Origin of the sequence: Bacillus timonensis (genome assembly GCF_004799755.1) — a bacterium.
GTDB classification, from domain to species: Bacteria; Bacillota; Bacilli; order Bacillales; family Bacillaceae_L; genus Ferdinandcohnia; species Ferdinandcohnia timonensis_A.
In genome coordinates this window covers 1-13,595 of record NZ_SLUB01000045.1, presented here as the reverse complement: position 1 = coordinate 13,595, position 13,595 = coordinate 1, and the positions used below count along the sequence as shown (strand labels likewise).

General features: G+C 37.9%; 13 protein-coding genes. All 13 read left to right on the top strand.

The genetic code is table 11. The features are described 5' to 3' along the window. Positions 1-207: 207 nt before the first annotated feature. Entirely contained in the window at positions 208-1,800 is a 1,593-nt protein-coding gene (locus tag E1I69_RS18540; protein ID WP_136381047.1) for an acyl CoA:acetate/3-ketoacid CoA transferase, read from the top strand. A 57-nt stretch (positions 1,801-1,857) separates the two neighbouring features. Continuing rightward, positions 1,858-2,292, top strand: coding sequence for a MaoC family dehydratase (locus E1I69_RS18535; RefSeq protein WP_136381046.1), 435 nt, complete (start codon positions 1,858-1,860; stop codon positions 2,290-2,292). Positions 2,293-2,328: 36 nt separating this feature from the next. Next, positions 2,329-3,273 carry a ketopantoate reductase family protein gene (locus E1I69_RS18530; protein ID WP_136381045.1) on the top strand — a complete coding sequence of 315 codons (945 nt, stop codon included), beginning with the start codon at positions 2,329-2,331 and terminating at the stop codon, positions 3,271-3,273. Between the two features lie 19 nt (positions 3,274-3,292). Further along, positions 3,293-3,709: a VOC family protein gene (locus E1I69_RS18525; protein WP_347561846.1), complete on the top strand. Its 417-nt coding sequence runs from the start codon at positions 3,293-3,295 to the stop codon at positions 3,707-3,709. Positions 3,710-3,798: 89 nt separating this feature from the next. Then, positions 3,799-4,788 (top strand): Gfo/Idh/MocA family protein, encoded by a 990-nt coding sequence (locus E1I69_RS18520; RefSeq protein WP_136381043.1) that lies wholly within the window; start codon positions 3,799-3,801, stop codon positions 4,786-4,788. Positions 4,789-5,095: 307 nt separating this feature from the next. Continuing rightward, positions 5,096-5,593 carry a TRAP transporter small permease gene (locus E1I69_RS18515; protein ID WP_161974939.1) on the top strand — a complete coding sequence of 166 codons (498 nt, stop codon included), beginning with the start codon at positions 5,096-5,098 and terminating at the stop codon, positions 5,591-5,593. Beyond that, on the top strand, positions 5,593-6,870 hold the full coding sequence (locus E1I69_RS18510) for a TRAP transporter large permease (protein WP_136381041.1): 1,278 nt from the start codon (positions 5,593-5,595) through the stop codon (positions 6,868-6,870). The genes E1I69_RS18515 and E1I69_RS18510 overlap by 1 nt, the downstream gene beginning before the upstream one ends. 76 nt (positions 6,871-6,946) lie before the next feature. Then, positions 6,947-7,990: a TRAP transporter substrate-binding protein DctP gene (gene dctP / locus E1I69_RS18505; RefSeq protein WP_136381040.1), complete on the top strand. Its 1,044-nt coding sequence runs from the start codon at positions 6,947-6,949 to the stop codon at positions 7,988-7,990. Positions 7,991-8,103: 113 nt separating this feature from the next. Beyond that, on the top strand, positions 8,104-9,069 hold the full coding sequence (locus E1I69_RS18500; RefSeq protein WP_161974938.1) for a Gfo/Idh/MocA family protein: 966 nt from the start codon (positions 8,104-8,106) through the stop codon (positions 9,067-9,069). A gap of 29 nt (positions 9,070-9,098) precedes the next feature. Next, positions 9,099-10,082: a zinc-dependent alcohol dehydrogenase gene (locus tag E1I69_RS18495; RefSeq protein ID WP_136381038.1), complete on the top strand. Its 984-nt coding sequence runs from the start codon at positions 9,099-9,101 to the stop codon at positions 10,080-10,082. A gap of 48 nt (positions 10,083-10,130) precedes the next feature. Continuing rightward, positions 10,131-11,306, top strand: a complete 1,176-nt coding sequence (locus E1I69_RS18490) for a Gfo/Idh/MocA family protein (RefSeq protein WP_136381037.1) — start codon at positions 10,131-10,133, stop codon at positions 11,304-11,306. A 16-nt stretch (positions 11,307-11,322) separates the two neighbouring features. Then, a complete protein-coding gene (locus E1I69_RS18485; RefSeq protein ID WP_161974937.1) occupies positions 11,323-12,324 on the top strand; it encodes a Gfo/Idh/MocA family protein in 1,002 nt (333 codons plus the stop codon). Between the two features lie 36 nt (positions 12,325-12,360). Further along, the gene (locus E1I69_RS18480; protein ID WP_136381035.1) at positions 12,361-13,251 is read left to right on the top strand and encodes an NAD(P)-dependent oxidoreductase; all 891 of its coding nucleotides are present in this window, start codon (positions 12,361-12,363) and stop codon (positions 13,249-13,251) included. Positions 13,252-13,595 lie beyond the last annotated feature (344 nt).

The following is a 13,595-nucleotide window of genomic DNA, read 5'->3' as shown; positions in this document are numbered from 1 at the left end:
TCTAGATATTTAAAATCCGAAGAGACAAAACTCTTCGGATTTTTTGCTTTGGAAAGTAGGAACTATTTTTTAAAAAGCTAGTTATTCCAAATGTTCATAGATCCCAGTAATTATATTCATTTTTCATTTTCAGATATCCAAGATAAACTAATATTAATGGAAGTCTGAATATTCAAGCTAAAAAACGCTAATTACAGGGGGAGTATGATGAAACGAACTACTAGGCTAAAGAGCAATGTGAACATATTGACTCCGGAAGAAGCTGTAAATATGATCCCTTCTGGAGTGACGATCGCATTCCTTGGGGCGGGTGGGGGAATTACAGAACCAACTGCAGTTATTGAAGCACTGGCAAAGAGGTACCGCGATACACAAGAACCTCGGGATTTAACATATTATTTTTCGACTGGCCTTGGAAATCGTGATGACCGAGGACTATCCCCGCTTGCCCAGCATGGAATGGTTAAAAGAGCAATAGGTGGACATTGGGATCAATCCCCTCGCCTTGCAGAAATGGTCGCCGCGAATGAAATCGAGGGTTACAATTTTCCAATGGGTGTCATGAGTCAATTATTGCGGGCGGCAGCGGCGGGACAGCCTGGGATTCTTACACATGTCGGCTTAGGTACATATATCGATCCAAGGCAAAGTGGTGGGAGATTAAATGAACGTACAACGGAAGAATTAATTAAGTTGATGAAAATAGATGGGCGTGACTGGTTATTTTATCAGACCATTTGTCCTGATGTGGCTATTATTCGCGGTACAACAGCGGATACTGATGGGTATATTACGATGGAAGATGAAATTACATTTCTGGATATTTTACCAATGGCACAAGCGGTTAAAAATAATGGAGGAATCGTTATTGCACAAGTACAAAGATTGGCGAAGGCACGCACACTTCATCCTAAGAATGTTAAAGTACCCGGATTCCTTGTAGATGCGGTAGTTGTGGTTCCTGAACAACCCCAATTATACGTTGGTGGAGTTAATCGTTTTATGTCTGGAGATTTTATAGCTGAAACGGGAGAAATTACGATACCTCCTCTTGATCAACGAAAGGTCATTGCACGCCGGGCGCTTTTTGAAATAACGCCAGGAGATATAGGAAATGTGGGGGTTGGTATTTCAGATGGAATTGGAGTCATTGCCCAAGAAGAAGGAGTAAGTGAGGATTTTACCCTAACAGTCGAGACGGGACCTATCGGTGGGGTAACTGCGCAAGGTATCTTTTTTGGGGCCAGTGTCAATAACAGGGCAGTCATAGACATGGCATCGCAGTTTGATTTCTATGATGGTGGGGGACTAGACGTTTGTTTCCTTAGTTTTGCTGAAGTTGACGAGTTTGGGAATGTTAATGTATCCAGATTCAATGGTAAAATCGTTGGCACAGGCGGTTTTATCAACATTACATCTAAAAGTAAGAAGATCATATTTAGTGGCACTCTTACTGCTGGTGGATTGAAAACGGAGATTAGTAATGGTAGCGTGCAGATCGAGAAAGAAGGTCGTTTTCAGAAGTTCGTCTCACTAGTAGATGAAATTACTTTCAACGGAAAAGTGGCAGTAGAAGAAGGAAAAGAAGTTCTTTATATTACAGAACGTGCAGTATTTAGACTTCGACCTCAGGGTGGATTGGAATTATCCGAAATTGCTCCTGGAATAGATATTGAACGTGATATTTTTGCTCAGATGGGTTTCAGACCACACGTCGCCAAAGATCTTAAAGAAATGGATTCGCGTCTGTTTTTGCCAGAACCAATGGGTATTCGGAATGAATGGTTAGAGAAGTATTAAGTTGCAGAAAATGTTTTTCAGGGTATTGCTATAAATATTAAACAGGGGAGAGATACGATGAATATTCAATTACCATTTCAAGTTGGTGACACAATTTCATACACAAAAACGATTAGCGAATCAGATGTATATTTGTTTGCAGGAATAACGGGAGACTTTAGTCAAATGCATATGAATGAGGAATTCATGAAAAATACACCATATAAAACTAGAATTGCGCACGGAGTTCTTGTATTCGCATTAGGTTCAACGGCCTCAACACTTATTCAAGTTCAGGCTCGATCAGAAATGCCTAGCGTTTCCTATGGCTATGATCGGCTTCGATTTACAAATCCAGTGTTCTTTGGTGATACGTTGACAGCTCACTATACAATCATACAAATAGATGAAGAAAATTTAAAATCATACGCAAAAGTTGAGGTATACAATCAAAAAGGTGAACTATGTGTAGTGGCACAACACATTTTAAAATTCTTTACTGTTGATAAATGAAGACCAATTATCCAATAAGACGAGGTGATGATAGATATGAAGATTTGTATAGTAGGAGCTGGTTCGTTAGGTAGCGCAATTGGCGGGACATTGGCTGAAGCTGGGATGCAGGTGTTTTTAATCAACCATCGCCAAAAATATGTAGATGTTATTAACACCAAAGGTCTTATACTTACGGATGGAATGACTGAAAAGCGGGTAAAGGTACAGGCTAGACAAAATTGTGAAGGAATTGGTCCAGTAGACTTGCTTATTGTACTTGTAAAATCATTCAATACTAAGGAAGCTATTGAAAATGCAAGGGGTCTCATCGGTGATCATACGATAGTTATGTCATTACAAAACGGTCTGGGTAATGAGGAAATCATTGCTGAAGTTGTAGGGAAAGATCGAATACTAGCAGGAAAAACATATGTAGGTGGTGTAATGTTAAGAACGGGATGTGTTCTTGCTGGAACAAAGAATAAATACACATATATTGGGGAGCTAGATGGTAGGATTACAGATAGAGTGACTCAAGTTGCAAAATTGTTTTCAAAAGCGGGATTGTTAACAGTAGTAAGTCATAACATTAAGGGGATTCTTTGGGACAAGTTATTAATCAATACTGCCACGGGTGCTTTGTCAGGTATTACAGGGCTAACATATGGTAGCTTGTATAAGGTACCAGAAATTAAGGAATGTGCATTCGAAGCTATCGCAGAGGGAATTACTGTTGCAAAAGCGAACGGAATAGTCCTAGCAACGGAAGATCCTGAAGAAATTTGGTTAAAAGCTGCTGAAGGATTACCTACAGATTTCAAGACTTCTACTCTACAAAGTCTAGAAAAAGGGTCTGTAACTGAAATTGATTATATTAATGGTGCGATAGTAAGATTGGGGAAAATGAGTAATATTCCAACACCAGTTAATCAATCATTAGTAGCTTCTATTAAGGGAATTGAATACAAGCTTATGAACGTTAAAGAACTAGTAAATTAGAAGTTACAAGAAATATACAATGTGCATGGAAGAGAGTGAGCAGGTTATGGGTTATCAAAAAAAATCGTATATTGAGCATACTGCATTTTGCGTAAAAGACATCCATTGGCATATTCGTTTCTTCAGGGAGGCACTTGGAATGGAAGTCGTTAATATGGAAGGATCTGAAACAAACCCTAACCAGGTGTGGCTACAGGGTGGTCTCCAGATAATCTCTAACCCCAGGTATGAAAAATCAGAGGGGCAACTACTTCATATTGCTATCACTACAGAAAATTTGGAAACCGCACTCCAAGAGGTGTATTCCTGGTGCGTGACAGAGTTACCTAAAGGACGTAATTGGGTTCAATTACCTGAAGGGCTCGTACTTGAGTTGATCCAAGCGAAAAATAATTCAGTTACAAAGTTACTAGATATAGATGTCAGTTATATGTAATAGTCAAACCAACTCCCATCTCGTGAAATCGGTGAAAATGAGTAAAAGAGTTTCCTTTTAGGGAGAATTAAGTGAGGGAGGATGTCGAAATGAGCAAAATTCGTTGGGGTGTTTTAAGTACTGCAAATATAGGACGAACACAATTCATTCCGGCTCTCTTGCGGGCAAAGAATTCCGAAATCATTGCAATCGCAAGTCGCGGAAGTAAAGCCCATGAAGTCGCTAAAGAATTCAATATTCCAAGAGCATATGAGGACTATAATGCTCTCCTTCATGACAAGGATGTTGATGCTGTATATATCCCACTTCCAAACCATTTACATAAAAAATGGGTGATTGAGGCTTCGAAACAAGGAAAGCATGTTCTATGTGAAAAACCAGCAACCTTAACGTCTGACGAAGTCATTGAAATGGTTCAAATATGTAGAGAACAAAATGTGAAGTTCATGGAAGGATTTATGTATCAATTTCATCCACAGCATGATCGAGTCAAAGAAATAATCACTTCAGGGGAAATTGGCGAGGTAAAACTGATTAGAGCAAGTCATTCTTATTATATGGAAAATCGAGATACGAACATTCGGATGAGAAAAGAAATGGGTGGAGGTAGTTTATATGATGTTGGTTGCTATGCGATCCACGCCATCAGAAATATCTCCCATTCAGAACCTATTGAAGTTCGGGCTCATTCACAAATTGACTTAGTATCAGGAATTGACCTATCGACACACGGATATTTTGATCTAGCAAATGGAATACCTGCATTCTTTGATTGTAGCTTTGATATGGTGCGCAGGCAAGAATATGAAGTGATCGGTACAAAAGGTACAATAAGAGTCCCTTTTGCTTTTCGTCCTGATTTTAATGGTCATGTAGGTCTAGTAATTGTACAAACTACAGGATCGACCCGCGAAGAAAAAATCCATGGTGATATTTTTCTCCTAGAAGTAGAACATTTTTCTAATGCAATTTTGAATGATACACACCCTATTAACTCAGGAAATTCTGCAATTTACAATGTGCGTGCACTTGAAGCATGCTATGAATCTATTCAAGCTGGAGCTCTTGTAAAAGTATAAATAAAAATTATAAAAATTTACTGACAATTAAAAAGGTTTGTGGTATTCTAATTTTAGTTGAGTTCCGTTGTAGGGATGTTGAGTTTCATTGAGTGGAATTCATGAACTTTAAACTAAATGATTTCTTATATTTGGGGTCTTTTGAAGAAATAGATTAGTATTTAGAAAGATATTAAGAGAACTATCACTAATTAATTTTTTTAGATCGATCTAAAATGTAAGCGTTATCCTAATGGGTGCTCATCAGAAAGGAAGTCATACTTGTTAAAACATTCAATACGCAGCATAACGGTTTAGGGGTGATGAATTGAAAATATTTGTATTAGTAATGGATAAGATTAATCTACTGCTTAAGTTTCTAATTGGATTTTTGCTAGCAGCGTCATTAGTTATATTAACTTGGCAAATTATTTCTCGCGAACTCTTAAACACTCCACTTAGTTGGTCATCGGAATTATTAAGGTATTTTTTAGTCTGGATCACATTTGTTGGGGCTGGTTTAGCAATTAGATATGCAAAGTTAATTCGTCTTGAATTTTTATTTACACTAGTTAAATTTCCACCCAAAGTCGAAAAAGGGCTAAGGGGGCTTGCAGCACTCATTACAATAGGTTTTTGTATCATTATATTAATGTATAGTATTCAAATACTTGAAATTGTCCATGTCCAAAAATCTGCAGCGATGCATTTACCTATGTCCATCTCTTATATTGCAATACCATTAGGAAGTTTAATTATGCTATTAAATACTGTGGTAGCTTGGGTTGAAGGAGTATGGGATATGGACGGGGGGGAACAAGTGTAATGGGTCCGATTTTATTATTCGTATCGTTTTTCTTATTCTTGCTTTTAAGTGTTCCGGTAGCAATCTCTATCGGTTTATCGTCGGCTTTCATGGTTTTTATGGACGGTACCCCACCTACTGTTATTATACAAAGGCTATTTACAACTATTGACTCATTTACATTATTAGCTGTTCCTTTCTTTATTCTAGCTGGTGGATTGATGGAAAAAGGGGGTATATCGAAAAGAATAGTAGATTTTTCATACTCACTCGTTTCATCCATGACAGGCGGATTAGGGATGGTATCGGTTTTGGCTTGTATGTTTTTCGCTTCAATCTCTGGATCAGGTGTTGCAACAGTAGCTGCCATTGGAACAATCATGATACCTGCAATGGTAGCCAAAGGTTATGATAAGGGCTTTGCATCATCAACTGTGGCTGCCTCTGGAGAGTTGGGAGTTGTAATTCCACCAAGTATACCACTCATATTATTTGGTGTTGCAACAGGAGTATCGATTAAGGATTTATTTTTTGCAGGTATTATTCCAGGTGTCATGATTGGATTTACTTTTATGATTCTTGTATATGTTGTTTCGAAAATAAACAATTACTCTGGTGAAAGAAGCTATTCATGGAAAGAAAAGCTCGTTTCCTTTAAGGATGCAATATTGGCATTATTAATGCCATTTATCATATTAGGTGGTATTTATAGCGGGTATTTTACACCGACTGAATCTGCAGTTGTGGCTTGTGTATATGCTTTAATTATTGGTTTATTTGTATACAAAGAATTAAAGTGGAAGGAACTTCCGAAAGTCTTTTATGAAGCAGCTTTAACAAGTTCAGTCATCTTAGTCATTATTGCTATGGCTGGTCTTTTTGGATGGATCCTTACAAGTGACGGTGTACCGCAAGCTGTTGCTACTTGGTTTAGTGGGATTTCTAATAACCCTATTATTTTCTTACTTATCATAAATTTACTGTTATTTATTGTTGGGATGTTCTTCGATTCAGGAGCAGCTATTTTAATACTTGCACCGATCTTAGTTCCAGTGGCCATTTCATATGGGATCGATCCGGTTCATTTTGGAATTGTGATGATTGTTAACCTAGCAATGGGAATGATTACACCACCATTTGGGGTTAATCTTTTCATGGTAAGCCAAGTTGCAAATATTAGAATGGAGCAATTATTAAAATACTCAGCCCTTTTTATAGGTGTGATGATTGCGAATATCTTAATTTTGAGTTATATTCCAAGCATTTCAATGTGGCTACCTGAATTATTTTCGAAATAGCTTCTGAGATTGTTGAAAGAGATTTTAAAGGTAGTAACCTTTAAATCTTTCAAATATTAAAAAGGGGTGTCAAATTATGAAGAAAGTTATTTACGCAATTTGTTTTCTGCTTGTGTTAGTCTTAGCCGCATGTAGCACGGATTCATCAGCTCCCAATACTGAAAAACCTAGTGAAGGGAAAAAAGAAGAGGCACCAGGGAAAGTAACAGTTATGAAAATTGGCTCTACTGACAAACCAGACGTTGCAATGGGTAAAGCAATGTTCAAATTTAAGGAAATTGTAGAAGCCGAAACAAATGGCTCCATCTCTGTAGAAGTGTTTCCAGACAGTCAACTTGGTGGAGAACGTGACATTATTGAAGGAATTCAGCTGGGAACGATTCAAGGTGGACCTGTAGGAGCAGCGGTAACTGCTAACTTCTCACCTCGTTTTAACCTTTGGTCATTACCATTTGTGTTCCCAGATAGAGAAACATCTCATGAAATTCTTGATGGCCCTATCGGTCAAGAAGTATTAGCTGACCTTGAGGATATTGGTATTGTTGGTTTCAATTTCTGGGAAAGTGGTATCCGAAATCTTACAAACAACTCACAGGAGATAAAGAAGCCATCGGAGCTTGATGGTTTAAAAATCAGAACATTGGAAAACCAAATACAATTAGATGTTTGGACAGAACTTGGTGCGGTTCCAACACCTATGGCATTTCCTGAATTATTTACAGCACTGCAACAAGGTGTTGTTGATGGACAGGAAAATCCATTTAGTGTTATCGCCGAGGCAAACTTCAACGAGGTACAAAAGTATATAACAGAAACCCAACATTTGATAGGTGTAAATCCATTCATGGTTAACAAACAGTGGTTTGAAGGCTTAACAGAGGATCAACAGGCTGCCATTAAAAAAGCAGCCGATGAGGCTAGAGATTTCCAACGTGAGGAAAAAGCGAAAGAAGATGCAAAATACAAAGAAGAACTCAAGAACAGAGGTATGGTCATTACTGAGTTAACTCCAGAAGAAAGACAGGTTTGGGCAGAAAAAGTAAAACCTGTATATGAAAAACATAAAAAAGATATTGGAGAAGAATTAGTAGATAAACTGCTTGAAGCGGCTAAAAACTAAATTTATTACGGGTCCAGTTTTTACTAGGGCCCGTTTTTGTTAAAAAAGTATGGACAATTATTCAATGGTAACAAATTCATGCTAGACCATACCTAGGGAAGTGGAGGGGAAGATTGGAAAACGGTAGAGTTAAATGGGGAATCATAGGAACTGCCTGGATAGCAAAAGAACGATTGATACCTGCAATTAATGCCGCAGAAAATTCGGAGTTACTTGCGATTGCGAGTAGAAGTGAAGAGAAAGCTAAAGATTTTGCAAAAACTTATTCAATTCCACGCACATATACCAGCTATGAAGGGCTACTACAGGATCCTAATGTAGATGCCGTCTATATTCCCTTACCCAATCATTTACATAAAGAATGGACGATAAGGGCTGCAGAGGCAGGCAAGCATATCTTATGTGAAAAACCCGCAGCACTCTCTGTAAAAGAAATCGAAGAGATGGTGTTTTCCTGTTGTCAGAATAAAGTTGTATTTATGGAAGCATTCGCATTCCGCTTCCATCCGGAGTGGCGCCGATTGAGGCAGATTGTTGATTCGGGCCAAATTGGAGATCTTCGAACCGTTCAAATTCGATTTTCAATCTCAGTCGAAAATTCAGATGATATTCGGTTGAACCCTTCACTTGGAGGCGGTGTGCTATACGATATTGGTTCCTATTGTATCAATGGAATCAGATACATTATGGGGAATGAGCCTTTAGAAGTTCAAGCATTTGCAGATTTTGATGACAATAATGTCGATGTATCTGTAGTTTCTTCAATGAGATTTCCTGGAGGAAGGCTTGCTCAATTTGCTTGCACATTTCAAAGTGATTATAACCAGTCATTAGAGATATCAGGGACTGAGGGAATAATTAGAGTTAATTTCCCTTTTCGCCATCCACAAATAATGATTCAAAAGAACGGAAAAGAGGAGAAAAAGGTTTTTCAAGATCCAGTAAATGCCTACGTTTCCCAAGTTGAACATATTTCAAATTGTATTCTCATGGGGAAATCCCCTTCCTATAGTCCGGAAGAATCCATTGCTAATCTAAAGGTGATTCAGTCAGTTTATAACTATTTAAAACAGCAGTAAACTTAAAAGTGATATCGGAGGGGAATTTGATGTTAGAATTATATGTAAAAAAGCCATTTGAACTTGAATTAAGAGAAGTAGAATCAATAGAATCTCCGAAAAAAGGTGAAGTGAAAATTCGAGTTAGCTATGGCGGGATTTGCGGGTCCGATCTTAGCCTATTACAAGGGAAATTTGCACACGGAAAGTATCCAATCAGACCTGGACATGAGCTAGTCGGAACAATTATTGAATGTGGCGAGGCATCCGATTATGAAGTGGGAACCCGAGTTGTTATTTTACCCAACACATACTGCGAAGAGTGTGAGATGTGCAGAAGCGGGCGGACCAATATTTGCCGCAATAAAAAGTCATTAGGAATTAATATGGACGGTGGATTTTCTGAGGAATATGTTATTTCTACTAAGCTGATCCTGCCAATCCCTGATGATTTGTCGGACGAAAAAGCAGTGTTAATTGAGCCGTTTGCCGTGGTTGTTAGCGGATTTAATAAAGTTACGATTAAAAAGGGACACGATGTTGCGGTTGTTGGCAGTGGAAGTATAGGTATGCTTGCTGCAGCATTGGCAAGACATTTGGGAGCGAATGTGACCGCTATCGATATAAATCCCAAAAAGCTTGAGATGGTCAAAAAAATAGGCGATATTCGAACCCTCAATCCTCAGGAAATTACAGAAGATGATAGGTTTGATATTGTCATTGAAGCGGCGGGAGTAAAAGCATCTGTTGAACATTCTTTCCAAATATTAAAACCTGGTGGTTCTATGTTAGCCCTTGGTATTGCACCAGAGGTAACGATTCCTTTTACACAGCTTGTCCGAAACGATCAATCGATCCATGGGTCCATAATTTACAATTTTCCAGATGATTATTTGAAAACGATTGAGTATTTAAGGAGCCCCGATTTAAATGTTGCCCCGATCGTGTCAAAGGTTGTTCCATTAGCTGATTATCAACAAGCATATGATAATGCATTATCGGAAGACTTTGGGAAAATTCTTATAAAGTTTTAATAACTTGGGTTTGTTAAGTCTTGACCAATTGCAGGTAGGAGGGAAAAAATGAAAACTGTAACAGTAGCTTTAGTTGGTGCAGGTTATGCAGCACATTTACATGGGAGAGGATATTCAAAAATAAGCGGTGTAAATGTTAGGCTAAAAACAATCGTTGATTTGGATACAAAAAGGGCTGAAGAAGTAGCGAACACTTATGGTTTCGAGAAGATTTCTACTGACTTTATGGAAGTAATAAAAGATGAAGAAATTGATGTCATTGATATTGTAACTCCTCCTCATCTACATCTAAAGTTTGCATTAGAAGCATTAAAAGCTGGAAAGCACGTCATTTGTGAAAAACCGTTAACGGGCTATTTCGGAGAAGAGGGAGACGAAAAGCCGATTGGTCTTACTGTTTCCAAGGCAAAAATGTATGAAACTATCATAAATGAAATCGAGGAAGCAAAAGAGATTATTGCTTCAAGCGATAAATTGTTTATGTATGCTGAAAACTATATTTATTCACCTAATGTTTTAAAAGCGGCTGAAATCATCAGAAGCAAAAAGAGTAAATTGTTATTTATGAAAGGTGAAGAAAGTGTCAGAGGTTCTAGTTCAGCATTAGCAGGGATGTGGGATAAATCAGGTGGTGGAGCATTGATGCGGCTAGGTTGTCATCCTGTATCGGGGGTGCTTTGGTTAAAACAAGTCGAGGCGGAAGCGCGAAGTGAAAAAATTTCAGTAGCAAGCGTAACAGCAGATACTGGTAATATCATTACATCTTTATCCGATTATGATAAACGACATCTTACTAGTAAGCCATTTGACGTAGAAGACTTCGCCAATATCACCGTTACGTTTTCAGATGGTACTAAAGCTGTAGTCATGTCAAGTGATCATGTATTAGGCGGGACAAAGAATTACATTGAGATATACGCTAATGATGGAGTATTAATGTGCAATATTACCCCAACCAATAATATGCAAACTTATTTTCCTGATCAGGAAGGTCTCGAAAATGTCTACATTTCGGAGATGTTAGAACTGAAAATGGGATGGAATAACGTGTTTATCGCAGAGGAAATTCTAAGAGGCTACACGAATGAACTGCAAGACTTTATGGAGTGCATTGTCACAAACAGACAACCTCTGTCAGGCATTGATATAGCTGAAGAAACAATTCGAGTTATTTATGCAGCCTATCAATCTGCGAGTGAGGGAAAAAGGATTCACTTGAAGTAGAAGGGGGGCGTGATTGGTGAAAACAATTATTGTAGGAGCAGGGGCAATTTCATATTGTCACGCAGAGGCTTTAACGAAGCTAGGTATCAAAATTATTGGAATCTATGATATTAACAGAGAGAGCGCAACTAAGCTAGCAACTCTATATAGCACGTTTGTTATTGATGATTTTGAGTTGGCTGTAAAAGAAGCGGATATTGTCCATATTTGCACGCCACCATCGTTTCGTATTCAATATGCGAAAATAGCGATGGAAGCTGGATGTCATGTTGTTATGGAAAAACCGATGGCAATTACGCTTAAAGATGCAGAGATACTTAATGCTCTTATGAAAAAGAATAACCGTAAATTAATGATTGATTTTAATCACCGGTTTAGATACGGTTTTCAAAGATTACTAGATATAGTTAAATCTGGTGTAATTGGTGATGTCATTAACGTATATGTGAACAGAATGGGGATGCTCGGTGAAAATGCAGGTACAAAAAAAGATACTTGGCGTCGAAATCTTACAACTGTTTGTGGAATGAGTATTGAGTCACTCTCTCATGATATTGATATGATTATCCAATTGGCTGGTCCGATTGCTAGTGTCAAAGCGGATATTAGAGGTACATATGAAGATATACCTCAGTTTGATAACAACGTAAATGTTTGTTTCAACCTAAAAAATGGAGCGATGGGTTTAATTAATGCGAGTTGGAGTTCATATTTGAAAAGTAGTTCAAGAGGAATTATAGGGACTGAGGGTAGCGTAGTTTTAGACGGTGATGACCTTTTTGATTTTTCGAGATTAAGACTTCGGACAAAGGATATGGCGCACGAAGAGATCTATATGTTAAATGACATATATAACTTTGCAACCTGTCCTTCCTATTATAATGCAAATAAATATTTTATCGAATGTATTTTAAATGATTTAAACCCATCAACATCAGGAGAATATGCCCTTTCCACTCTAAAGGTTTCCCATGCCATTTTAGAGTCTGCTAAAAGCCAGCAAACTATCCAGCTATAAGTCTAGTTCAATGCGATGAAAGGGAGGGATATCTGAATGAAGAATATTGGTATAATTGGACTTGGAAATATGGGGATGGGAATGGCGAAAAATTTACTGACTGCTGGCTATCATGTTTATGGCTTTAACCGGAGTAAAGAAAAACTTGAAACCTTTTCTAGACTTGGGGGACAAGCGACGGAAAATTGCGCAATGGTGGGGAAGCATGCAGACCTTGTATTTATTATGGTAGTGAATGAAGAGCAAGTTTTCGATGTAGTATTTGGTGAAAATGGGTTAATAGAATCAATGAAGCCCGGATCAATATTAGTTGTATCAGCAACGATAAACAGCTCAGCTGTTCGGAGAATTGAAGAGAGGATAAAAACGACTGGGATTTGTTTGATTGATTCACCTGTATCAGGAGGTAAGAAAGGTGCTGATGCAGGGGAATTGACATTAATGGTGTCAGGAGATAGAAATACCTACTATAAAGTTCAAGAAGTCTTCCAGACTATAGGAAAAAATATTTTCTATGTTGGTGAGCAACCTGGAATGGGGCAAATAACAAAAGCCTGCTTGCAAGGATTGGTAGGATGTATCTATACAGGTATTTTTGAGTCACTTGTTTTAGGTGTAAAGGCTGGTGTAAGTGCAGAGACTCTTTATTCAGTAATTGGCGCTAGTGTTGCTAATAACCCTCTATTCCAAGGTACTGTTCCTGCCATTTTGGACCGCAAATTTGAAGGAACTGGTTCAAATATAGGTAATACCTACAAAGATCTTTCTATAACAATGGATTTAGCCGAAGAATGTGGAGTCCCAATGATGACTACTAGCGTTGCAAAACAGATTTTTCAAGCGGGTATGACGAAATTTCCCAAAAACGATAACCAAGGTTTGATAAAATTGCTAGAAGATATTGTTGGGATTGAGGTGAAACGTTAGGAAATGGAAATAAGTTACGTAGAAGATCTTGATTATTGAAAGAAGGCAGAGTGAAAAAGACAAACTGCACTAAATTAAAATTATATTACCTATTTTTGAGTCATAATTAAAAGTTACATAAAGAACAAATAAATTTGTAAGTGAACAATCAGATTTAATTAATATTAATATACTCTGTTTTATCAATCAGGAGTTTCTAGTTTGCATTTCTTAAACTAAGAAGGGGCTGTCCAAAAAGTCATTGAAAAGTGACTTTTGAGGACAGCCCCTCATTTTTTATATTTATTGGGTCAACTAAAACTAGGTTGTTGATTTCCGCTGCAGGTACTCGCTTTCCGCGGGCG

Excerpts from the sequence above, each read along its gene's own strand:
- E1I69_RS18540 (WP_136381047.1), top strand. The coding sequence starts at position 208 with ATGAAACGAACTACTAGGCTAAAGAGCAATGTGAACATATTGACTCCG.
- E1I69_RS18535 (WP_136381046.1), top strand. The coding sequence starts at position 1,858 with ATGAATATTCAATTACCATTTCAAGTTGGTGACACAATTTCATACACA.
- E1I69_RS18530 (WP_136381045.1), top strand. The coding sequence starts at position 2,329 with ATGAAGATTTGTATAGTAGGAGCTGGTTCGTTAGGTAGCGCAATTGGC.
- E1I69_RS18525 (WP_347561846.1), top strand. The coding sequence starts at position 3,293 with ATGTGCATGGAAGAGAGTGAGCAGGTTATGGGTTATCAAAAAAAATCG.
- E1I69_RS18520 (WP_136381043.1), top strand. The coding sequence starts at position 3,799 with ATGAGCAAAATTCGTTGGGGTGTTTTAAGTACTGCAAATATAGGACGA.
- E1I69_RS18510 (WP_136381041.1), top strand. The coding sequence starts at position 5,593 with ATGGGTCCGATTTTATTATTCGTATCGTTTTTCTTATTCTTGCTTTTA.
- dctP (WP_136381040.1), top strand. The coding sequence starts at position 6,947 with ATGAAGAAAGTTATTTACGCAATTTGTTTTCTGCTTGTGTTAGTCTTA.
- E1I69_RS18495 (WP_136381038.1), top strand. The coding sequence starts at position 9,099 with ATGTTAGAATTATATGTAAAAAAGCCATTTGAACTTGAATTAAGAGAA.
- E1I69_RS18490 (WP_136381037.1), top strand. The coding sequence starts at position 10,131 with ATGAAAACTGTAACAGTAGCTTTAGTTGGTGCAGGTTATGCAGCACAT.
- E1I69_RS18480 (WP_136381035.1), top strand. The coding sequence starts at position 12,361 with ATGAAGAATATTGGTATAATTGGACTTGGAAATATGGGGATGGGAATG.